Raw genomic sequence first — 21528 nt, forward strand, 5'->3', positions numbered from 1 at the left:
GCATAGGCGCGGTCGTGGCGCATTTCTTCTGAACTGGCCTCAGCCCTCGTGTTCCGCCAGCCAGCGCTCGGCATCAAGTGCCGCCATACAGCCCATGCCCGCCGATGTGACCGCCTGACGATAGACATGGTCGGTCAGATCGCCTGCGGCAAAGACGCCGGGAACAGATGTACGCGTGCTGCCCGGCACAACCTTGACATACCCGCCATTATGCAGCTCCAGCCGGTCCTTGACCAATTCGCTGGCAGGGGCGTGACCGATGGCGATGAACACGCCCTTGCACGGGATTTCCGTGATAGCACCGGTTTCGACATGACGCACTCGCACGCCCTCGACACCTTTGGGATTGTCGCTGCCAAAGACCTCGTCCAGCGTGTGAAACCACAGGGTTTCGATCTTGGGGTTCTTCATCAGCCGGTCTTGCAGGATCTTTTCGGCGCGCAGGGTGTCGCGGCGGTGAATAAGCGTGACCTTTGAGGCGAAATTGGTCAGGAACAGCGCCTCTTCCACCGCCGTATTGCCCCCGCCGATCACCACGATTTCCTGACCGCGATAGAAAAACCCGTCGCAGGTGGCACAGGCCGATACGCCAAACCCTTTGAACGCCTCTTCCGACGGCAGGCCCAGCCATTTGGCCCGCGCCCCGGTGGCGAGGATCACCGCATCGGCGGTATAGGTGGTGCCGCTGTCGCCCATGGCCACAAACGGACGGACATCCAGATCAAGCGAAGAGATGATATCGCCCACGATGTCACAGCCCATCGCCTTGGCATGCGCCTCCATCCGAACCATGAGGTCTGGCCCCTGAACTTCGGTATCGCCGGGCCAGTTCTCGACCTCGGTCGTGGTGGTCAACTGGCCGCCCGGCTCGATCCCTTGCACCAGAATGGGCGAGAGCATGGCACGGCTGGCATAGACGCCTGCGGTATAGCCAGCAGGGCCAGAACCGATGATCAGGCATTTGGTGTGACGGGTGTCGGGCATGGGGGCTCTCTCATGTGATCTGCGGATTTGGCGCATGATATAGCCCTCTGGCGCGGGGCATGTAACCCCTTGCAGGGCGGATATGCACAGGGCGCTGGGGGGTCTATTCGGGAAATGATCTTGCGCAATAGCGAAACATAATTGCGCATGTGACCCATGATGCTATAACAATTGCGAAATTCAATAAGGAGTCCCCCATGGCCGCGTCCCGTCTTGATCCCATAGATCGCAAGATTCTGGCGGAGTTGCAGGCCGATGGCCGGATGACCAACGTGGAACTGGCCAAGCGCGTGGGTATTTCGGCCCCGCCCTGCCTGCGCCGGGTCCGCACGCTCGAAGAGCAGGGCTATATTCGCGGCTATCACGCCGATGTGGACCCCCGCGAACTCGGGTTCGAGGTGCAGGTGTTTGCCATGGTCGGGCTGCAAAGTCAGGCCGAGGCAGATCTGAGCGCCTTTGAGGCGCGCTGCCGCGCTTGGCCCTTGGTGCGTGAATGCCACATGCTCAACGGCGAGGTGGATTTCATCCTCAAATGCGTGGCCCCCGATCTCAGCACCTTTCAGCGCTTTTTGACCGAGGAACTGACAGCCGCCGACAATGTCGCCAGCGTCAAGACATCGCTGGTCATTCGCGGGGCCAAGGACGAACCCGGCGTGCCGTTCGAGATCCTTGAGGCGCGGCTCAGCCAGTCAGCCTGAGGTCAGGCAACGCTCAGCGTATCAGGCGCATCAAGCGGCAGACGCAGATGGGCCAGCGGGCCAAATTGATGCGGCTCTTGAATCTGCGGAAAAAGGGATAGGAAGAGCGACAGCATGCTCGGCCCCACGTCGCGCTCGAACCCGGCACCGGGGTGAAAGCTCTCGACCTCAAGCCCGTTGGCCGTGATCAGCGCATGTCGCCGCAGCCAGAGGTGATAGAATGTCACCGCACGCGGCGGTGTGACACCAAAGGCGTGTAGCCCATCCGCCAGCACATGCGCCGGGCTCAACACGTGATCCGATCCAATGCTTGCGCGCATGTTGCGTGGGCGCGTCAGAATGCGCGCGCCGGGACCGGCCAGCAAATCGGCCATTGGCCGCGCAATGCCAAAGGCATCGGCCATGATGCGCGTCAGCTTCACCGAACGGCTGGCAATATCCTCGGGGCGCAGGGTCATGCGACCAATCCAGAGCACCGGCAGTGGGCCATGCGCCGAGGTCTGCAAGAGATCACCGGGCAGCAGGTCTTCGATTGCAATCGGCCCGCGCGTGGTGGTGATCAGCGTGCCGCGCGCGAAGGCAGAATGTGCTGCATCAAACAGCGGCAGGGCCGGGGCCATATGCTCGCGTTCCTCAATGCCACCATCGGCCTTTAGCCAGAGGTTGGTATAATGCCGCATCGGCAGGCGAGGTGTTTCAGGATTCGCAAGAATGCGGCGCACAGGCGTCGCATAGGCGGCATTTGCCGTCAGGCGGGGGATACTCATTGCTGTGTCACCTCGAATTCAAGGATGTCACAACCGCGTCGGCCCCCACCGACAACGACAGATGGACAAATCTGTTTGTATAGTGGGGTCAATATGCGGGCGTTGCGGGCTTTAAGTCAAACTTTCAGGGTAATTGTTCGCAGCCCGTGACAAGTGGCGGCAATCCGGCGCGATTGTCCCTGCTTCGCTCAATCGGCTTGCCACAATTCAAAGCCATATCCGCGAATCACCTACCCCCTGCCTGTCCTGCTTGACGCAGTGATCATTCGGGATGTATTCTGAATTTGGAATGTTTAAAACCCCCTCGGGATTGCGGATCGCCCAGACCCGAAACGCATCAGATAACGTGGCGCAGGCCCTGAGCTTGTGGGATTGATGATCATGATTTTTGGACGCTGGATGCGCAGACGAAAGAGGGTTGGCTTTGCGCCGGCGCTGCTCGTCTTGTTGCTCAGCGTTCGGGTCGCCACAGCCGCCGCCGTCGATTGCCAACACGAATTGGCCGATGCCGCGCAGGCCCATCACCACGCCCAAGACCTCCTCAAGATCGAGGCCATCGCGCTTGGCGGTGCGCTGTGTCTGGTCGAAGAGAATCCCGGCGCGCTTGTTGCACCCCCCGCCGAGGCCAAGCATGACAGCCCGCATCTGAATACACCCTGTCCCTTCTTCAAGTCGCCGGTGGTGCTGACGGATGTGACCATCGCGCTCATTGCGCGAGAGCATAGCTTTTCGCGGGTTGTGCGCGTTTACGATGACATGCGCGCAGCAGTGGGCGATCTGCCCATCGCCTATAGCCCGCGCGCACCGCCCGTGGTTGCCTTGGGATAGTTGGTATAGGTGCCACCCGGCACGCCCCGCCGTTGCGTGGCAATCGGTCGCTCGAGCGGGCCAGATGGCGGGCTAAGCACATTGCATCGCGCCCGTGTGAGCCATGCCAGCCCCCTTTGGCCAAAACTGACATCGGAATGAAACCCTGATTTTCAATTGATCGCCGTCGCGACTGTTGCGGGCTCTTTTGCGCCCGGTCCGACGTGCATCCCCAAGAACAAGAGACTGAAAGACCATGACACAGACTTCTCTGACGGCCGGTGCTCTTTGCGCCGCGCTTGCCCTATGGCTGACTGCGCCCGCTATGGCGCATGACGGCACCACAGCCCCCAAGGACGGGCTGCGCGTTAGCGTGACCGATCTGCCGCCGTTGCGCGCCGATGGCCACGCCCCCATTGGTGTGATGGGCGAACACCGCCACAAGACCGGCGAAGTGATGCTGTCCTACCGCTTCATGCATATGGACATGGAGGGCTATCGCAGCGGCACCAACCGGCTTAGCCCCGAACAGGTGGCCATGACGCCCAATACGTTTTTCGGTCTGCCGGGCCAGCCGCCCAACATCCGCGTCGCGCCCACCAGCATGACCATGGATATGCATATGTTTGGCGCAATGTATGCGCCGAATGATCGACTGACTCTGATGGCCATGCTGCCCTATATCACCAAGCAGATGAACCACATCACCTTTGCAGGCCCCGCCGGCACCACCCGTCTGGGCACATTCAAGAGCCAATCCGAAGGTTGGGGCGATCTCAAGGTCTCCGCGCTCTACGGGCTTGGGACTTGGGGCAATCACAAGCTGCACCTGAATTTCGGTGCCAGCCTGCCCACTGGCTCTACCACGGAGCAGGCAACAGTCCTCACCCCAACAGGGGCGCTCGCGACAATGCGCATGCCCTACGGGATGCAGTTGGGTTCTGGCACCTTCGATCTCTTGCCTGGCATCACCTATAGCGCGCGGTCGGGCAATACCGGCTGGGGCGCGCAACTGACTGGCGTGATCCGCACCGGCAAGAACAACGGCTACCATCTGGGAAACGAGATGGCGATGACCACATGGGCCAGCTATCAGCCCAAGCCGTGGATCAGCCTGTCGGGCCGCATCGAGGCCAAGAGCGTGGGTGACATCAGCGGGCGCGATTCGCGCATGGTCGGCCCGTCGCCCACTCTCAATCCCGATAACTACGGCGGCGAAACGGTAACGCTCTATGCGGGCGTCAACCTTGTGGCGCAAAAGGGCGCGCTGCGCGGGCATCGTCTGGCGCTCGAGGTCGGCGCGCCGGTCTATCAGGATCTGAACGGGCTTCAGCTTGAAACGGATTGGACCACGACACTGGGCTGGCAATACGCTTTCTAAGCTGTGTTGCCTGTCATCGAAACGACACCCGCCCCGAGCTTGACCCGGGACCTCGCCGATCCTGCGTAGAGGTCCCTAGTCAGGCCCGAGGCGATGTGACCCCGATCAGACGCTCCAGCTCCAAGTAACGCGGTGCGCGGTTCAGGCCGCGCGCCGCACACACTCTTGCAGGCCTGACATGCTCTTGCGCCCCAGTTGCGCCAGCGTCAGGCTCACCTCTTCGGTCATCACCTCCCAGAGCCGGTGCAGCCCCCGCTCGCCCCCCGCCGCCATGGCAAAAAGCAGGGGCCGCCCGAGAAAGGCAAAATTCGCCCCCATGGCATGTGCCTTGACGATATCCTCGCCCGACCGCAGCCCGGAATCGAAAAACAGCGGAAATTCCGGCCCAAGCGCCGCGCGCATCTCTGCCAGCATCAAAATAGGCTCCGGTGCGCCATCCAACTGCCGCCCGCCATGGCTGGAAACCTGAATTGCATCCACCCCAGCCGCACGCAGCCGCACGGCATCCTCCACGTCCAGCACGCCCTTGATCACCAGCTTGCTGGGCCAGGCCGCGCGCAGACGGTCAAGATAGGACCAATCCGCCGCCGCCCGGCTGGCGGTGCGGTCAAAACCACCCTGCCGGAAATTCGCCATCTCTGGCTTGCCATGCAGCAGCGTGCCCAGCGACCAGCGCGGATGCAGCGCGAAATCAACGAATTGCCGTGGTCCGATCTTGAACGGCATCTTGAACCCGTGGCGCAATTCGCGCGGGCGGCGGCCTACTTCAGGCACATCCAGCGTGACGACAAGGGTTTGATAGCCCGCCGCCCGCGCCCGCTCGACCAGCGCCATGGTGCCGCTACCATCACCACTGAAATAGAGCTGAAACCACGCATGCCCCTCGGCTACCTCGATCATCTGCTCCAGCGGGGTCGAGGCGACGGTTGAAACACCCAAAGGCACGCGATCCCGCGCCGCCAGCCGCGCCAGCATAAGATCGGCCCCCGGCGTGCTCAGGTTGCACATCCCCATCGGCGTGATGCCAAAGGGCACGCGCGCCGCGTGCCCGAACACATTCAGCGACAAATCCCGTTTGGCCACATTGCACAGAACACGCGGCTTCAGCCGCAAATCCCGCAACGCCGCACGATTGAGCGCCTCGCCATGTTCTTCCCCCGCAGCGCCGTCGATATAATCGAACACCATCCACGGCAGACGTCGCCGCGCCAAACGGCGCGCATCCTCGGCGGAATGAATGGCATCGGCCCCCATCGCCTTACCTAGCGCAGCACATGCACGGCGCAGGGCGCATGCCGCACCACCCGCGCCGCCGTCGAGCCCAAGAGAAAGTCGCTCAGCCCCGGTTTGTGCGACCCGACGATGATGCAATCCGCACCGTGCTTTTCGGCATAATCCGTGATCGCCCGTCCCGAATGACCGCGCAGCATCACAGGCGTCACGTCGGGCGCCCCCGCCACCCGCTCGGCCAATTGCGCCTGCGCGCGCTTATAGGCCCCTTCGACCACCTCTTCATCCAGATAGGCCCGCACCGAGCCTTGGACCGGCTCATAGGCGTGCAGGGCGATGATCTCGCCCCCGTCAGCACGCAGCGCGCGGGCAACCTCCAACGCGCTTTCGCTGATCCCGTGTTCCAGCGACAGGCCGACAATGATTTTGCGATACATGACGCTCACTCCTCTTCAGGGGACAAGGATGATCTTGGGGCTGGTCACGCGCCCACCACGAATATCGGCAAAGGCGCGCGCACCATCGCTCAGCGCACGCTCCTCCACCCAGTCGAGCGCGCCCAGACGCCCGTCGAACATCGCCTGCGCACAATCGCGGAAATCCTGCGCGGTATAGGTATAGGTGCCGATAAAGGTGATCTCTTGCAGCGTCATGCGCCGGATATCGAGGCCGCCGGTGGATTGCCCCAAACCGATATGCACGATCACCCCACCGGGCCGCGCATGGGCAGAGGCCTGCGCGCGCGTGGCCTCATAGCCCACGCCATCGACCACGATGTCGAACTGCTCGGACGGGTCCAGCGCATCGGGCGCAATCGCCTTTTGGTCGCACCGCAGGTCCAGAAATGCCCGCCGCGCGGCATGCGGCTCAACCATCGTGACATCCGCAATGCCCTGCGCAGCAAGGCTCAGCGCGGCACCCAGACCAATCGCACCACCGCCCAGCACCAACGCGCGCTGCGCACCCTCACCCAAAACTGCACGGCCCAGCCGCACGCCATGCCAGCCGCAGGCAATCGGTTCGGCCAGCGCCGCTTGATGCGTGGTCATATGCTCGGGCACCGCCACAAGATTGCGCTCTGGCATCGCCAAAAGCCCGGCAAACGCCCCCTCGCGCGGTGGCATGGAAATGATCTGGCGTGTGCTGCACAGGTTATCGCGCCCCGACCGGCAGGCAGGGCAGGTGCCGCATGTCACCAGCGGATTGACTGTCACGCGCGCGCCCGTCATGGCCCCGCTCAGCACCACACCCGCCGCCTCATGCCCCAGCACCAGCGGCGCGGGGCGGCGGTCATCATGGCCCAGATAGGCGTGCATATCTGATCCGCAAATGCCCACGCTCTCAACCCGGATCAGCGCCTCACCCTCTTGCGGCGCCGGGTCCGCCATCTCGCGATAGTCGAGCGCCTCTGGCCCGGTATAGACTAAAGCCTTCATTTTGCGGTGAATCCTCCGTCCAGCATCAGGATTTGGCCGGTGACATAATTCGATGCATCCGAGCACAGGAACAGCAGCGGCCCATCCATATCCTCCGGCTCGCCATTGCGCCCGATGCAGGTCTGCGCGGCATTGCGCGCGGCGCGCTCTGGGTCATTGAACACCGGCGCGGTCAGCTCTGTGCGCACAAAGCCGGGGGCCAGCGCGTTGACGTTGATGCCACCCGGCGACCATGCCTCGGCCATGGCGCGGGTCATCTGCGCCACGCCGCCCTTGCTGGCCCCATAGGCGATGCCCCCCGGAAAGGCGCGGAACGATTGCAGCGACGCGAAATTGACAATCCTTCCCCAGCCACGTGCGCGCATCGCGGGCACAAGGTGCTGGCTCAGGAAAAACGGCGCGGTGAGGTTAAGCGCCAATGTCACATCCCAGCCTTCGGGCGTCACGTCATCTGCCACCTGCCGCGTGTTGATGCCCGCCGCGTGGATCACAATGTCGGGCGCGCCAAACGGCTCTGATGCGCGCCGCGCCAGATCGGCCAGACCGTCGCGATCCGCCAGATCATGCGCGATCACGGCCCCATTCGCGCCCACCTCTGCCTGCCATCCCGCCAGCGCATCGGCACGGCGGGCCACACCCACCACGCGCGCGCCGCGCATCGCCAGCACCGTCGCTGCGCGCCGCCCAAGGCCAGCACTCGCCCCGGTCACCAGCGCCACGCGCCCCGCGACGTCAAATAGCCCCCGTTCAGCCATTGGCGGTCAGGTCAAAAGTTTCGTCGGGGAAATACTTGCGCAGGCGAATATCGGCGGTACGGGCATGCCCCTCCATCCCTTCCAGCCGCGAAATGCGCGCGGTGGCTTCGGCCACGGGCTTGGCCCCCTCGCGGGTGGCGCGCTGCCAAGTGACGATCTTCATGTATTTATGCACGCTCAGACCGCCGGTATAGCTGGCCGCGCCAGAGGTAGGCAGCACGTGATTGGTGCCCGATGCCTTGTCGCCAAAGGCGACCGTGGTTTCTTCGCCAAGGAACAAAGACCCATAACAGGTCAACCGCCCCAGCCACCAATCCAGATCCTCGGCCTGCACCGTCAGATGCTCGGGCGCGTAATCGTCCGAGGTGGCCGCCATTTCCTCGCGATCCGCGCAGAGGATCACCTCGGCATAGTCACGCCACGCGGCGGCGGCATTATCGCGATTGACCTCGGGCAGATCGGCGATCAGGTCCGGCACAAGGCGCATGACCTCTTCCGCCAGCGGGCGATGATCCGTCACCAGCCAGACGGGCGAGTTATAGCCATGCTCCGCTTGCCCGACCAGATCGGTCGCCACCACCATTGCATCAGCCGTCGCATCCGCCAGAACAAGGCTGTCGGTTGGCCCAGCGATCATGTCGATGCCAACTCGACCAAAGAGGATGCGCTTGGCCTCGGCCACGAACTGATTGCCGGGGCCGACAAGGATGTTCGCCTTAGGAAGCCCAAAGAGGCCGAATGTCATTGCCGCAACACCCTGCACGCCGCCCATGGCCATGATCACATCCGCGCCGCAGACATGCGCCGCATAGATGATGGCCGGGGCCACGCCCACACCGGGGCGGGGCGGCGAACAGGCCACGATATGCTGGCACCCTGCCACCTTGGCGGTGGTCACGGTCATGATCGCGCTCGCGATATGGCTATAGCGCCCGCCCGGCACGTAACAGCCTGCCGCATGGACCGGAATGCTCTTTTGCCCGGCAATCAGCCCCGGCACCACTTCGATCTCGATGTCACGCAAGGTTTCGCGCTGGGCCTCTGCAAAGCGGCGCACATTGGCATGGGCAAACTCGATATCCCGCTTGAGCTTGTCCGGCACGAGCGCTGTCGCAGCGGCAATCTCGTCCGGTGTCAGGATGATATTGCCCTCATAGCGGTCAAATTTGGCGGCATAGTCCATCGCGACCTTGTCACCGCCCGCTTCGATATCGGCCAGAATCCCTTGCACGGTCTCATGCACGTCACTGGCGTGCGAGGTTGAGGTCAGGGTTGCTTTCTTCAGGTATTCACGGGTCATGGTAGGGTCCTATTTGTAGACATCAGGGAGCATCGTGGTCGAAATCGCCGGGACATAGGCAATCAGCAGCACAACGATGAGCATGAAGAACACGAACGGCACGGCACGCCATGCAATCCGCAGGATGGATTCGCCGGTAATGCCCGACACAACAAAGAGATTGAGCCCCAGAGGCGGCGTGATAAAGCCCACACCCAAGGCGGTGATCATCATGATGCAGAACTGAATCTCGTTCATGCCGATATTGTCGGCCAGCGGCTTCAGAATGGGCGCGAGGATGACGATATTGGGCGTCGTCTCCATCACGCAGCCCGCCGCGATCAGGATCAGGATCATCAAAAGAATGAGCGTGGCCGGATCATCGGTCAGCCCCGTCACCGCCGTTACAAACCCCTGCGGCACGCCCATGATCGCCAATGCCTGCGCCAAGGGCAGGGAAAAGGCGATGATGGGCAGGATCACCCCGTTGACCTTGGCCGAACTGATCAGCATGGCCGGAAAATCCGCCAGCTTGAGCGTGCCAAGGATAAAGCCAAGGATCACCGTCACAATGACCGCAGTCGCGCCCGCCTCGGTTGGCGTCAGCCGCCCCGAAAAGATGCCGTAAAAGATGATCCCCGGCACGATAAAGGCATACCAGCCCGACGCCAACGCACGGCCCAGATTGGCGAAATATTCGCCAAACCCGACATTGCCGCCGCCCTCATAGCCATAGATACGATTGACCACGATATTGGTGATCAGGATCGACACAAGGATCAGCATCCCCGGAATAAGCGCCGCCATAAAGAGCGTCGAGGCCGAGATACCCAAGACCAGACCGATGATGATATAGGCAATCGACGGCGGGATAAGGATGCCGGTACAGGCCCCCGCCGCCACCAGCGCACAGGCATAGGGGCGCGGATAGCCCGATTCCACCAGCCGGTCGATGGTCATCCGCCCCACCGCCGCAGCGCCCGCCGCATCCGATCCCGAGATGGCCGAGAACATGCCGCAGACAAGCACCGTGGCAGAGCCGAAACCGCCCTTGGCAAACTGTGTCAGCGCCTCCGCCACATTCAGAAACTTGCGACTGAGCCCGGTTCGCACCAGCACATCACCCGTCAGGATAAAGAGCGGTACCGCCGTCAGCGCAAAGGCGTCGATCCCGTCAAACAGGCTCTCCCCCACAAGGCTGAGCGGAAGCGCGCCCGACCACATCAGCATGACAATCGCCGCCGATCCAATCGCCGCCCAGACCGGCACAGCCAGCGCCACCAGCACCACGAATAGGATCACCGGCCCGTAAAAATCCCAGCCCAGATCGACGGTTTGCGAGAATGTATTCCACATGACGCGCGCCCCTCAATCAAACAGCTGATTGCCTTCGTGAACGGGTGTTCCGTCACGAAGGGCGCGCACGTCGCGCAAGAAGGATTGCACGAGCCGCAAAAGCATCAGGCCAAAGCCCACCGGCACCGCCAAGAGGAACCACACCATCGACACCCGCAACCCGGCACTGACCGAGCCAAACTTGGCCGAAACCAGCACCGTCTCCCACGACCAGTAAAGCGCGACAACTGCCACCGCTGCCATCACCAGATCGCCCAGAATATACAGCGCCGCCTTCAGGCGCGGCCCCACGTAATGCATGATCACGTCGATGCGGATATGCGCGCGCTCGCGCACCGCCGCCGCCGCCCCGATCCACGCGAGATATATAAAGGCATAGCGCACGATCTCTTCGCCCCAGACCGAGGAATAGGCGAATACCTCACGCCGGATCACCTCGATCGCCATGGTGACGACAAGCATCATGTAAAAGATCAGAAGCGCCCATCGCTCCAGATTGCGGTCCAGTGTGCTGAGCATGTCAAACCTCTCCGGTTCAGCGCACGCAGGTTGCGGCCCTGTCCCTATCGTTAGCGTCGTTGCAAAGGCCGGGCGCGGCGGTCACGCGCGCGCCCGGTCGGTCACGGCTCAGGCGTCGTGGACGTAGAATTTGCCCTGCGTGCCTGCGGCTTCGACCAGCTTGTCAAAGGTCTCCATCGACCCGGCCAGCTCGGTCTTGAAGCTGTCCCACTCAGAGCGCTGATAGCCCACCGTGTCCTGCCACTCCGCCAGTTGATCGGCGCTCAGCGAATGGAATTCCACACCCGACTTGGCCATTTCAGCCATGGCAAAGGTGCGCGACGACGGCACCTTGGCAAGGTTCTGATGGAAGCTCATTTCAGAGGCCCATTCAATCGCCTCCTGCACATCGCTGGACAGGGTGTTGTACCATTCGAGGTTGCAGGCATAGGTTTGGCTGTCCGGCACCGCTTGGGTAAAGGTGACGTGGCTCAGAATATCCTTGAAGCCAAAGGCATAGAGCGCGCCCACCGCCGGGTCGAGCGCATCGGCCACACCCTGTTTGATCGCCGAAGGCGTTTCACCCCATGCAACCGGCGTCGGATTGGCCCCGCCCATGCGATAGAACTGTTGCAGCATCTGCGAACCGGGCACCCGGAACTTGACCCCCTGCAAATCCGCAGGCGTCATGATCGGGCCACCGCCGCCCTTACGCACGGCCATCACACGCGGGTCGATGCAGAAATAGAACATCGGCTTAAAGCCCCGCGCCTCAACCAGCGCATTCACCTCGGTCTTCCAGATGTCAGAGGTCACAAGATTGACGAACCGCTGATTGGCCCCGCAGAAATAGGGCATGTTGATCAGATCCACCGCCGGGGCGAAGGGGGCAAAATTCGAAAGCGAGAATTGCCCCGCATTGATCGTGCCGCCCTGCACCTTTTGCGCCAGCGCCGACCCCACACCCAACTGCCCGCCGGGCGCGAGCTTCACATAGATCTTGCCGTTCGAGGCGTTTTGCAGGTTCTCTTTCACATCGAGCTGCATCATCGGATAGCTGCGGGTGGTGCCGATCACATATTCCGTGGCCAGCGTCATCACATGCTCGGCCGCCGCTTCGCGCTCGCGCTCTTCATTGGCGGTCTGTGCGCTTGCTTCGGATGACCAGAGCGTGCCCGCCGCCGCCGCGACAACCGCCGCGGTAAAGCTGCCGGTGGTGGCCAGTTTCAGAAAATTGCGCCGCTCTTCGGACGCAAGTTCTTTTGCTTCTTCAGTCATTCTTGTCTCCTCCCTGAGATCTGATTTATTTTCCGCGCTTGCGCGCCGCCTCGCTCCTCAACGTGGCAACGACAAAGGTCACAACCGCCGCCAAAAGCAGCAGCATTTCCCCCACACCTGTCAGAAACGCGGCATTAGCAAAGGCCCCCAACGCCACATTCACGCCAAAGGCGCCGAACAGGATCAGTGCTGCGATCAGGAACATGCGGCCCTCCCTCTCGCCGGAATTGCCGACGATTCGAGAGAAATGTAAGCGCTTACATATTTTCACGCAAGCTGTTATATTTCTCCAATGTCCTTACAGACGGATAGATTCCATCACGCAGACACCGGGCCACAGGATGAACCGACGCCTCTCCGACACCGCTCCGAACCTGCCCACGCTGGCGGATGTCGCCCGCGTGGCGGGGGTTTCGACCGCCACCGTTTCCCGCTGCCTGAATTCGCCGGCGCAGGTGCAGACTGCCACGCGCGACCGGGTGCTGAGCGCGGTCGCAACGCTTGGCTATTCCCCCAATTTCGGTGCCCGCGCCCTTGCCGCACGGCGGACCGGCATCATCGGCGCAATCATTCCGACGATGGAAAACGCGATCTTTGCCCGCGCCATTCAGGCCTTTCAAGAAGAATTGCATCTCAGCGGCCTGACCCTTCTGGTGGCCTCGTCCTCTTACAGCCCTGAAATCGAGGCGGATCAGATTCGTACCTTGGTGGCGCGTGGGGCGGATGCGCTCTTGCTCATCGGCCATGACCGCGATCCCGGAATTTATGACTTTCTCGCGCAGCGCGGCGTGCCCGTGTTGATAGCTTGGGCCTATGATCCCACACAGGCGCGCGCCTCGATAGGCTTTGACAACCGCCGCGCCATGGCAGGTTTGGCCGATGAGGTGCTGCGCCTCGGACATCGGCATATCGGCATGATTTCCGCGCTCGCGGCGGGCAATGACCGTGCTCGCGACCGGATTGCCGGGGTTCACGATGCTTTGCGCGGCCATGGATTAGACCCCACCACGTTGCACCTGATCGAAACGCCCTACAGCATCGCCAACGGGGCCGAGGGAATGGCGCAGCTTATGGCATTGCCAACCCCGCCCACTGCCGTGGTCTGCGGCAATGATGTGCTCGCGGTCGGTGCCTTGCAAATGGCGCGTCAGCTTGGACTCAGCGTGCCGCAGGATGTCTCGATCACCGGCTTTGACGATATCGAACTGGCAACCGTGGTTGATCCGGCGCTCACCACCGTGCATGTCCCGCACCGCGACATGGGCCGCGCCGCGGCGCGCCTCTTGGTCGATATGGTTGGCGATGGTGTGGCTCCCACCCCCGTCTGCCTTGACACGAACCTTTGTTTTCGGGGCACGCTCGCCGCCCCCAAAACATGACAAAGCCCGCCACCGGATCACCGGGGCGGGCCTTGAACATCACACAAGTCAGTTAGACAAAGAACTGCGCACCATTGGCCGAAATCGTCGACCCGTTGATAAAGCTGGCATCCTCGGACACGAGGAAGGTCACGCAGCGCGCGATTTCCTCTGGCTCGCCCAGACGGCCCGCCGGAATCATGCCGATGATCTTTTCACGCACCGCTTCCGGCACGGCCATGACCATTTCCGTGGCGATATAGCCGGGGCAGATCGCATTCGCGGTGATGCCCTTGGCGGCACCCTCTTGCGCCAGCGACTTGATGATGCCCAGATCGCCCGCCTTGGTCGCGGCATAGTTGACCTGACCAAATTGGCCCTTTTGCCCGTTGATCGAGGAAATCACCACAATCCGGCCAAAGCCACGGTCGCGCATGCCCGACCAGACCGGGTGAACCGTGTTGAACACGCCCGTAAGGTTGGTGTCGATCACCTCTTTCCACTGCTGCGGCGTCATCTTGTGGAACGGTGCATCGCGGGTGATGCCCGCGTTGGCGATCACGATGTCAATCGGGCCCAATTCCGCTTCGACCTGCGCGATGCCGTCCTTGGAGCTGTCATAGTCCGCCACGTTCCATTTGTAGGTCTTGATGCCGGTTTCCTCGGTGAACTTGGCGGCGGCCTCATCATTGCCGGCATAGGTCGCGGCGACGGTATAGCCCTCCTCCTTGAGCGCCTTTGAAATGGCGGCGCCGATTCCACGAGAGCCCCCGGTGACGAGTGCGGTTCTTGCCATGATATCCTCCAATATGGCTGGTGCGTTGAAACTTGGTTATCGGTTTGAATTGAATTGCGCAATATTGTTGCGCAATAAATTTTCTGCGATGCAGCTTGCGCCGAAGGGATCAAGAAAAAGGGCACCGTCTGAGGTGCCCTTGATCCTGTCTCAGACCGCGCCAGCGCGCCTCACGGACGCTCGACGCAGAGCGCAACGCCCATGCCGCCACCGATGCAGAGCGTGGCCAGACCACGCTTGGCACCGCGGCGCTTCATCTCGAACAACAGCGTGTTGAGCACGCGACAGCCCGAGGCCCCAATCGGGTGGCCAATGGCAATCGCGCCGCCGTTCACGTTGACGATGGCCGGATCCCAGCCCATTTCCTTGTTGACCGCACAGGCCTGCGCGGCAAAGGCCTCATTCGCTTCGACCAGATCCAGATCGGCGACAGTCCAACCGGCCTTGGCCAGCGCCTTGCGGCTGGCATGGATCGGACCCACGCCCATGATCGACGGGTCCAGCCCGGCGGTTGCATAGGACGCAATGCGCGCCAGCGGTTCGATCCCGCGCCGCTCGGCCTCATCGGCGCTCATCAGCAATGTCGCGGCCGCACCGTCATTCAGACCGCTCGCATTGGCCGCCGTGACCGAGCCATCCTTGGTAAAGGCGGGGCGCAGCTTCTGCATGGCGTCAATTGTCGCGCCGTGGCGGATGTATTCATCCTTGTCGACGATGATGTCGCCCTTGCGCGTCTTGACGGCAAAGGCGATCACTTCTTCGTCAAATTTGCCCGCCTTCTGCGCGGCTTCGGCCTTGTTCTGGCTGGCCACGGCGAATTCGTCCTGCACGTCGCGGGTGATCTGCCACTGGTCGGCGACGTTCTCGGCGGTCTGCCCCATGTGATAGCCGTTGAACGCATCCCACAGACCATCGCGAATCATCGTGTCGATATAGGTCATATCGCCCATCTTGTGCCCGGCGCGCAAATAGGCGGCATGGGGGCTCAGCGTCATGTTTTCCTGACCCCCGGCGCAGACGATGGCGGCATCGCCCAACTGGATGTGCTGCGCGCCCAGCGCCACGGCCCGCAAACCAGAGCCGCAAACCTGATTGATGCTCCAGGCGGCGGATTCAATCGGCAAACCGGCGTTGATATGCGCCTGACGCGCGGGGTTTTGGCCCTGCGCTGCGGTCAGCACCTGACCGAGGATCGTCTCGGACACTTCGCCCTTTTCGATGCCTGCACGGGCAACCACTGCCTCAAGCACGGCTGCGCCCAGATCATGCGCCGGCGTATTGGCGAAAGCGCCGCCAAAAGATCCGACAGCGGTGCGCGCTGCGGATGCGATTACTACATTGGTCATCTATGTCCTCCACCAGGATTTGCCGGGCCAGAGCATGGCACGACAGTGTCACATTTTCATGCACACCCTGTCTGTCACCTCCGCCGTTACGCGGCGTCATATCGTAGATGCCGCACTGCGGCAACGGACGGAGTGTCACATTCAAGCGGTGGCGCGGTCAAGGGCGCTGTCAATCCAAGGTGGCCGCACCGTGGGGGCCCCAAAGTAATACCCTTGCAAACAGTCGATCCCCAGCGCCGCAAGATAGGCGGCATCCTCTGGCTTCTCGACGCTTTCGGCCACTGTCACCATGTCAAATTGCTGGCCGATGCTGGCCAAGGCGGCGGTCAGCACCTGATTATCCGGGTCCGTAGCGATGCCGCGCACGAATTGCCCGTCGATCTTGAGGATGTCGAAATAGAACTCCTTGAGAAACCGGAACGAGGTATAGCCCGCCCCGAAATCATCAAGCGCAAAGCTGATTCCCTTGGCCTGCAACTCTTTCATAAAGCCTGTCACCAGTTCGGGCACCAGCATCGCCGAGCTTTCCGTGATCTCCAGAATCAGCCGCTCGCCAATGGTGGGATCATCGCTCAGCCCCTTTTTCAGCGTCCGCATCCAGCGGGAATAGCCGATCGAGCGCGCCGACATATTTATGGCCAGCCGCAGATCAGGATAGTTGATCAGCGTGCGCAGCCCCTTTTCCAGCGCCAGACAGTCGATGATCCGCCCGGTTTCCGTCACCTCGATCTGGGTGATGAAATCCTTGGCGGGGATCACCCGTCCGGTGGCATCGAGCACACGAATCAGCCCTTCGTAGAACGCAGGCCGATCCTGCTGGCGCGCAGGCACCACCGCCTGATAGGCCAACAGCACCTGTTTGTGATGCACCGCCTGATTGACCATTTCGAGCACGGATCGGTCCCGCGCCGAAACGGCATAGGACAGCGGAGTATCGAATCCCGCTGGAATATCGGCCCATTTGTGTTTCTGTCCCATTTGCCCCTCCGGAACGCCTGTTCTCAAATTGGGGCAGATGGCTTAAGGATGGCTTAAAGCGCGCATTTGAACGAAACCGCCTGCGCGCCGGGCCAGAGGGGAAGTTGCATGGAGCGTTGTGGCTGGGTCAGTGACGATCCGCTTTACCTGTCCTACCACGATACCGAATGGGGCGTGCCCGACTATGACAGCCGCGCCCTCTGGGAAAAGCTCATTCTTGACGGGTTTCAGGCGGGGCTGAGCTGGATCACCATCCTGCGCAAACGCGAGAGTTTTCGCGCGGCATTCCAAGGGTTTGATCCCCATGTCATCGCTACTTGGGGCGAGGCTGAGGTCACGCGCCTCTTGGCCGATCCCGGCATCATTCGCCACCGCGGTAAGATCGAGGCAACCATAGGAAATGCCCGCGCCTGGGCGGTGATCGAGGCCAACGAGGGCTTTGATCGCTACCTCTGGGATTTCGTCGGCGGGCAGCCCATTCAGAACGAATGGCAGACGCTTGCAGAGGTGCCAGCGCAAACCGATATTTCTGTAAAACTTTCCAAGGATTTGAAAAAGCGCGGCTTCAAGTTCTGCGGTCCCACCATCACCTATGCCTTCATGCAGGCGGTGGGGATGGTCAACGATCACCTCGTCACCTGCCCCTGTCATACGCCGGTGCGACAGGCCGCCCCTGACCGCCGCTTTGGCACCATGGCCAAGGGATAGCTTCATGCTCGTCGTCGCGGGGTTGGTCATCGCCTTCGTGCTGGTGTTGATCCTGTCCAACCGGCGGACACGCTCCTGCCGCTGGCGCGCGGACCGGCGACAAGACCGCGATGGGCAATCCTATTACCGCTGCATGGCTTGCGGCGCGCAGGTCTTTACATCCAACGGCAAACCGCCTTTGGATTGCGCGGTAAATCCCCGCGACACCCAAGAGGACTAAGATGACCAACGCCCCCGCCGATGCAGCCGCCCGTCGCGCCGTGCCGCCTGTGATCTGCTACCCCAATGATACGCTGCCGGTGCCGGATCTGGCGCTCTATGCCGCCGCGCGCGCCAGTGCGACCAAAGTGTCAGAGGTGCTGGTGCCTGCGCGCGAGGCGGCCTGCTTTCGCGCCGAGGCGGGGCAATTCTTTCGCATCACCAGCGTGGATGGCCCGCAAGTGGGCGATCTCAACCTTTGGAACGCGCATGACCTCACAGAGCGGTTCTATTCCGGCAAGACCCGCGCGCTTCACGGCACCCATGTGACCACCGGTGAACGGCTCTGGTCGTCCTTCCCGCACCTGCGCCCGATGGCCACGATCACCGGCGACAGCTTGGGCTGGTATGGCATCGACGCCTTCGGCGGCTCGGTGCATGACGTGATCGGCACGCGCTGCGATCCCTATACCGGCAACCTCTTGTCAGGTGTGCAGTATCACCACTGTTGTCACTCCAACCTCACGCGCGCTTTGGCGGATGAATTGGGCGTGACACTGGCCGAGGCAGAACCCCATATTCATGATGTGCTCAACGTCTTCATGTGCACCGGCTTCACCCGCGACACCGGCCAGTATTTCATGAAAGCCAGCCCCGTGCGCCCCGGCGACTATCTGGAGTTCTTTGCCGAGATCGACATTCTGGGATGTCTCAGCGCCTGTCCCGGCGGCGATTGCTCCTCTGAGCATACCAGCGACACAGCCGCCTGTTACCCGATGCTGGTCGAGGTTTTTGCACCCGCGCCCGGCGCGCTCAATGGTTGGCAAAGCCCCGCGCGCAATGGCTATAACGGCAGCCACGGACGGTAAAAAGGATAAGGATTTAGCCACAGGTTTTTGCCTCATGGCGAAAGCCAGCGGCTCAAAAGTGTTAGCATGAACTAGCAGTCTTAACCGTGAGTAAAACCAACATCCTTAGTGCGAGACAAAAATCAGGCGCCATAATCAATCGCGCAATGCTTAGTGTTACTTAAACTCGACCCATCCGTAGACTGCCTGACTCACCGTTCGACAAGCTAAATACTACGACTATGCTTTTGCTAAGCTCGTCGTAGGTCGAAATCGCATTTCCCGTTGCGCCATTGTTGCACACGAGTGGAACGCTCTGGTTCTTCGTCCGGTTAGAGCCTGTTGGAATGGGTCTGAATTCGGATTCACATACCCAACCTTTAGGATTTTGTATAACCAGTTTCGTCTGTCCTCTTACCGAGTCGACAACGATCTCTCCAACAATAGATTCACCGCTCTTTGTTTGACCGCTTGTCCCCAAAGATCTCGTGTCACAAGCCGCAAGTGATACCGCAGCGACAAGAAGAAAAACTACTCGCATTTAACTCTCCTGAAGATGAATAAAGCATAACGAGGCTTGCAGTTATGCTCATCCACATTTTTGTTTCAGGCAAGTGGTTTACAATCTAAACCTGATATTGTGACAGCCAACTAGCGCCCAAGATCGCACGTCCGGGTGCCCGTAGAATGGGGCAGGGCGCGTTGGCCCTGCCCGCACCTTACCTCAGACGCGGCCCTTCCACGGCACCAGCCAGTTTTCGGCCTTGCGCATCAGGATGTCGATGCCATAGCCGATGATCCCGATCAGGATGATCCCCATCAGCACGATATCGGTAAGCTGAAAGCGGCTTGCGACCATGATCATCATGCCTGCCCCCTTTTCCGCCGCGACCAGTTCGGCGGCCACCACCGTGCCCCAACAGACCCCCATCGCAACGCGGGCGCCGGTGAAAATCTCGGGTAGGCTGTTGGGCACAATGACATGGCGCATCAACTGCCATTTACTTGCCCCCAGCGAATAGGCGGCATGCACCTTGGAAATCGCCACGCCCGACACACCTGCGCGCGCCGAAATCGTCATGATCCAGAGCGCGGCCAAAAACAGCAGAATGATCTTGCCGCTCTCGCCAATGCCCGCCCAGATGATCACCAAGGGGATCAGCGCCAAGGGCGGCACCGGGCGCATGAATTCGACAATCGGATCGAACCAGCCGCGAAACCAATCACTCAGCCCCATGGCATAGCCCAGCGGAATCCCCACCAGCGCACCCAGGGCAAAGCCCACGATCACCCGGAACAGCGACCAATAAAGATGCTCCCACAGGGTGAAATTCTGATACCCCTGCTTTGACACTTCGATCAGTCGCGACACCACCGCCTCAGGCGCCGGAAGCCAGATAGGCTCCATCTGCATGCCCTTGGCGGGGGCGAAATTCAGCGATCCCTTGGCGGTCACGGCCACGGTGCCATCGGCCACCTTGATCGTCTGCCCTTCGCTCACCGGCTTGCCATCAATCGCGACAACCCGCGCGCCCTGATCACGCGTCACCTCGTCGTTCTTGTCCATCAACAACAGCTGCGACCGCCACGCGCCCACTGTCAGCACGTCATTCTTGGCAATCCCATCGCCCGGCTCGATCACCGGATCTTCAACCGTCTCGCCCACGGTAAACACCCGCACCGTCACCGTCGCATCGTCGCGCGTGCCGTCGGGGGCCTCTAGCGTATAGGTGAATTCGGTATCGCCCATGAACGGCCCCGGCGCATGGATCGGCACCCATTTGCTGCCGGTAAATGCGCCCCAGATCAAAAAGATCGTCACGATTGAAATCACGCTCGCCCAGCGATCCGGGCGCACAGCGCTTTCATCCCCGAATGTCACCGTCTTGAGTGAGGTAAAATCGTTCATCTGCCGAAACTTGCGCACGCCAAAGCGCACGACGAAGAACGATGCCGCGAAAATCGCCACATAGATAATCAGGATGATCATGCGCCCGCCTCCTCTGCCCGGCCCATGATCTCTTCTTCCATGTCCCAGATCATCGTCAGGATTTCCTCTCGCTTGGCGGCGAAATCAGGAACTTTCTTGACCTCGCGCAGATCGCGGCCCGCGCCCATTTCGGCAAAGGGCAGGCGGTATTCCTTGTGCACCCGCCCCGGTCGTGGGGCCATCACCAAGAGCCGCTCGCCCAAAAGCAGCGCCTCTTCCACCGAATGGGTGATCAGGATGATGGTCTTGCCGGTTTCTTTCCACAGCTTCAGCACCAGACCCTGCATCTTTTCACGTGTCAGCGCATCCAGCGCCCCAAGTGGCTCGTCCATCAGAATCACATCGGGGTCATTCGCCAGACAGCGCGCCAGCGCCACGCGCTGCTGCATCCCGCCTGACAGCTCATAAACCGCCTTTTCCTTGAAATCGCGCAGGCCCACGACATCGAGCAAATGATCGACCGTGCCCGCCCATTCCTTTTCCCGCTTGCCCGCCATACGGGGGCCAAAACTCACGTTGTCGCGCACGCTCATCCATTCAAACAGCGCGCCTTGCTGAAATACCATGCCGCGCTCGGCATCCGGGCCGGTGACACGGTGCCCGTTCAGCGTGATCTGCCCCTCACTTGGGGCCAGAAATCCGGCAAGGATGTTCAAAAGCGTGGTCTTGCCACAGCCCGACGGCCCCAGCACGCTCATCAACTCGCCGGTCTTGATCTCTAGCGAGACATTTTTAAGCGCCTGCACATGGCTGCCATTCGGCAGATCGAACCGCATCGAGATGTTATCAATGGTAAGTGTCGACATCCCCACCCCCTGTTGTTTTTTTGGGATTGTT

23 protein-coding genes are annotated in these 21528 nt (G+C 61.4%); 7 read left to right on the forward strand and 16 right to left on the reverse strand.

Going from position 1 to position 21528, the window contains the following annotated elements:
* Nucleotides 1–39 precede the first annotated feature (39 nt).
* Nucleotides 40–984 carry a thioredoxin-disulfide reductase gene (gene trxB, locus GC127_RS09775; RefSeq protein WP_151977845.1) on the reverse strand — a complete coding sequence of 315 codons (945 nt, stop codon included), beginning with the start codon at nucleotides 982–984 and terminating at the stop codon, nucleotides 40–42.
* Nucleotides 985–1181: 197 nt separating this feature from the next.
* Between trxB and GC127_RS09780 the strand changes: the two genes are divergently transcribed.
* The gene (locus GC127_RS09780; RefSeq protein ID WP_008279648.1) at nucleotides 1182–1682 is read left to right on the forward strand and encodes an Lrp/AsnC family transcriptional regulator; all 501 of its coding nucleotides are present in this window, start codon (nucleotides 1182–1184) and stop codon (nucleotides 1680–1682) included.
* A gap of 2 nt (nucleotides 1683–1684) precedes the next feature.
* On the opposite strand, the gene GC127_RS09785 is transcribed toward GC127_RS09780, so the two are convergent.
* Nucleotides 1685–2449, reverse strand: a complete 765-nt coding sequence (locus GC127_RS09785; protein WP_008279647.1) for a Hint domain-containing protein — start codon at nucleotides 2447–2449, stop codon at nucleotides 1685–1687.
* A gap of 381 nt (nucleotides 2450–2830) precedes the next feature.
* On the opposite strand from GC127_RS09785, the gene GC127_RS09790 reads away from it, so the two are divergent.
* Both GC127_RS09790 and GC127_RS09795 read left to right on the forward strand, forming a co-directional pair.
* Nucleotides 2831–3277, forward strand: coding sequence for a hypothetical protein (locus GC127_RS09790; RefSeq protein ID WP_151977847.1), 447 nt, complete (start codon nucleotides 2831–2833; stop codon nucleotides 3275–3277).
* Nucleotides 3278–3512: 235 nt separating this feature from the next.
* On the forward strand, nucleotides 3513–4637 hold the full coding sequence (locus GC127_RS09795; RefSeq protein ID WP_151977849.1) for a transporter: 1125 nt from the start codon (nucleotides 3513–3515) through the stop codon (nucleotides 4635–4637).
* Nucleotides 4638–4778: 141 nt separating this feature from the next.
* Here GC127_RS09795 and GC127_RS09800 read toward each other — a convergent pair whose 3' ends face one another.
* From GC127_RS09800 to GC127_RS09840, 9 genes are all read right to left on the reverse strand, one after another.
* Nucleotides 4779–5891 carry an alpha-hydroxy acid oxidase gene (locus tag GC127_RS09800; protein ID WP_151977851.1) on the reverse strand — a complete coding sequence of 371 codons (1113 nt, stop codon included), beginning with the start codon at nucleotides 5889–5891 and terminating at the stop codon, nucleotides 4779–4781.
* A gap of 8 nt (nucleotides 5892–5899) precedes the next feature.
* Nucleotides 5900–6304, reverse strand: coding sequence for a universal stress protein (locus tag GC127_RS09805; protein WP_008279643.1), 405 nt, complete (start codon nucleotides 6302–6304; stop codon nucleotides 5900–5902).
* Nucleotides 6305–6319: 15 nt separating this feature from the next.
* Entirely contained in the window at nucleotides 6320–7303 is a 984-nt protein-coding gene (locus tag GC127_RS09810) for a zinc-binding dehydrogenase (RefSeq protein WP_008279642.1), read from the reverse strand.
* The gene (locus tag GC127_RS09815; RefSeq protein ID WP_151977853.1) at nucleotides 7300–8058 is read right to left on the reverse strand and encodes an SDR family NAD(P)-dependent oxidoreductase; all 759 of its coding nucleotides are present in this window, start codon (nucleotides 8056–8058) and stop codon (nucleotides 7300–7302) included. The genes GC127_RS09810 and GC127_RS09815 overlap by 4 nt, the downstream gene beginning before the upstream one ends.
* On the reverse strand, nucleotides 8051–9358 hold the full coding sequence (gene hisD, locus GC127_RS09820; RefSeq protein WP_151977855.1) for a histidinol dehydrogenase: 1308 nt from the start codon (nucleotides 9356–9358) through the stop codon (nucleotides 8051–8053). The genes GC127_RS09815 and hisD overlap by 8 nt, the downstream gene beginning before the upstream one ends.
* 9 nt (nucleotides 9359–9367) lie before the next feature.
* On the reverse strand, nucleotides 9368–10693 hold the full coding sequence (locus GC127_RS09825; RefSeq protein WP_008279639.1) for a TRAP transporter large permease: 1326 nt from the start codon (nucleotides 10691–10693) through the stop codon (nucleotides 9368–9370).
* 12 nt (nucleotides 10694–10705) lie between these two features.
* A complete protein-coding gene (locus GC127_RS09830) occupies nucleotides 10706–11212 on the reverse strand; it encodes a TRAP transporter small permease (RefSeq protein ID WP_008279638.1) in 507 nt (168 codons plus the stop codon).
* 108 nt (nucleotides 11213–11320) lie between these two features.
* Nucleotides 11321–12469, reverse strand: a complete 1149-nt coding sequence (locus GC127_RS09835; RefSeq protein WP_008279637.1) for a TRAP transporter substrate-binding protein — start codon at nucleotides 12467–12469, stop codon at nucleotides 11321–11323.
* A 25-nt stretch (nucleotides 12470–12494) separates the two neighbouring features.
* Nucleotides 12495–12674, reverse strand: coding sequence for a hypothetical protein (locus GC127_RS09840; RefSeq protein WP_008279636.1), 180 nt, complete (start codon nucleotides 12672–12674; stop codon nucleotides 12495–12497).
* Nucleotides 12675–12810: 136 nt separating this feature from the next.
* On the opposite strand from GC127_RS09840, the gene GC127_RS09845 reads away from it, so the two are divergent.
* Nucleotides 12811–13848: a LacI family DNA-binding transcriptional regulator gene (locus tag GC127_RS09845; protein ID WP_151977857.1), complete on the forward strand. Its 1038-nt coding sequence runs from the start codon at nucleotides 12811–12813 to the stop codon at nucleotides 13846–13848.
* A gap of 52 nt (nucleotides 13849–13900) precedes the next feature.
* On the opposite strand, the gene phbB is transcribed toward GC127_RS09845, so the two are convergent.
* The 3 genes from phbB to GC127_RS09860 all read right to left on the reverse strand — a co-directional run bounded on the left by phbB (nucleotide 13901) and on the right by GC127_RS09860 (nucleotide 16947).
* Entirely contained in the window at nucleotides 13901–14623 is a 723-nt protein-coding gene (phbB, locus tag GC127_RS09850; RefSeq protein ID WP_037270259.1) for an acetoacetyl-CoA reductase, read from the reverse strand.
* Nucleotides 14624–14793: 170 nt separating this feature from the next.
* Entirely contained in the window at nucleotides 14794–15969 is a 1176-nt protein-coding gene (locus tag GC127_RS09855) for an acetyl-CoA C-acetyltransferase (protein ID WP_008279633.1), read from the reverse strand.
* Nucleotides 15970–16110: 141 nt separating this feature from the next.
* Nucleotides 16111–16947: an EAL domain-containing protein gene (locus tag GC127_RS09860; RefSeq protein ID WP_151977859.1), complete on the reverse strand. Its 837-nt coding sequence runs from the start codon at nucleotides 16945–16947 to the stop codon at nucleotides 16111–16113.
* A gap of 108 nt (nucleotides 16948–17055) precedes the next feature.
* Here GC127_RS09860 and GC127_RS09865 point away from each other — a divergent pair, with 108 nt between their 5' ends.
* From GC127_RS09865 to GC127_RS09875, 3 genes are read left to right on the forward strand one after another with little or no spacing between them, the layout of a single operon-like run.
* On the forward strand, nucleotides 17056–17655 hold the full coding sequence (locus GC127_RS09865) for a DNA-3-methyladenine glycosylase I (RefSeq protein WP_151977861.1): 600 nt from the start codon (nucleotides 17056–17058) through the stop codon (nucleotides 17653–17655).
* A gap of 4 nt (nucleotides 17656–17659) precedes the next feature.
* Nucleotides 17660–17875: a hypothetical protein gene (locus tag GC127_RS09870; RefSeq protein ID WP_008279630.1), complete on the forward strand. Its 216-nt coding sequence runs from the start codon at nucleotides 17660–17662 to the stop codon at nucleotides 17873–17875.
* Nucleotide 17876: 1 nt separating this feature from the next.
* Complete coding sequence (locus tag GC127_RS09875; RefSeq protein ID WP_151977863.1) at nucleotides 17877–18722, forward strand: DUF1989 domain-containing protein; 846 nt, start codon at nucleotides 17877–17879, stop codon at nucleotides 18720–18722.
* Nucleotides 18723–19425: 703 nt separating this feature from the next.
* Here the strand turns inward: GC127_RS09875 and GC127_RS09880 are convergent.
* Together GC127_RS09880 and GC127_RS09885 are read right to left on the reverse strand one after the other, a co-directional pair.
* Nucleotides 19426–20691 (reverse strand): ABC transporter permease, encoded by a 1266-nt coding sequence (locus GC127_RS09880; RefSeq protein ID WP_151977865.1) that lies wholly within the window; start codon nucleotides 20689–20691, stop codon nucleotides 19426–19428.
* Complete coding sequence (locus tag GC127_RS09885) at nucleotides 20688–21497, reverse strand: taurine ABC transporter ATP-binding protein (protein WP_008279627.1); 810 nt, start codon at nucleotides 21495–21497, stop codon at nucleotides 20688–20690. The genes GC127_RS09880 and GC127_RS09885 overlap by 4 nt, the downstream gene beginning before the upstream one ends.
* Nucleotides 21498–21528 lie beyond the last annotated feature (31 nt).

It is taken from the genome of Roseovarius sp. EC-HK134 (assembly GCF_902498815.1).
Taxonomy (GTDB): Bacteria; Pseudomonadota; Alphaproteobacteria; order Rhodobacterales; family Rhodobacteraceae; genus Roseovarius; species Roseovarius mucosus_A.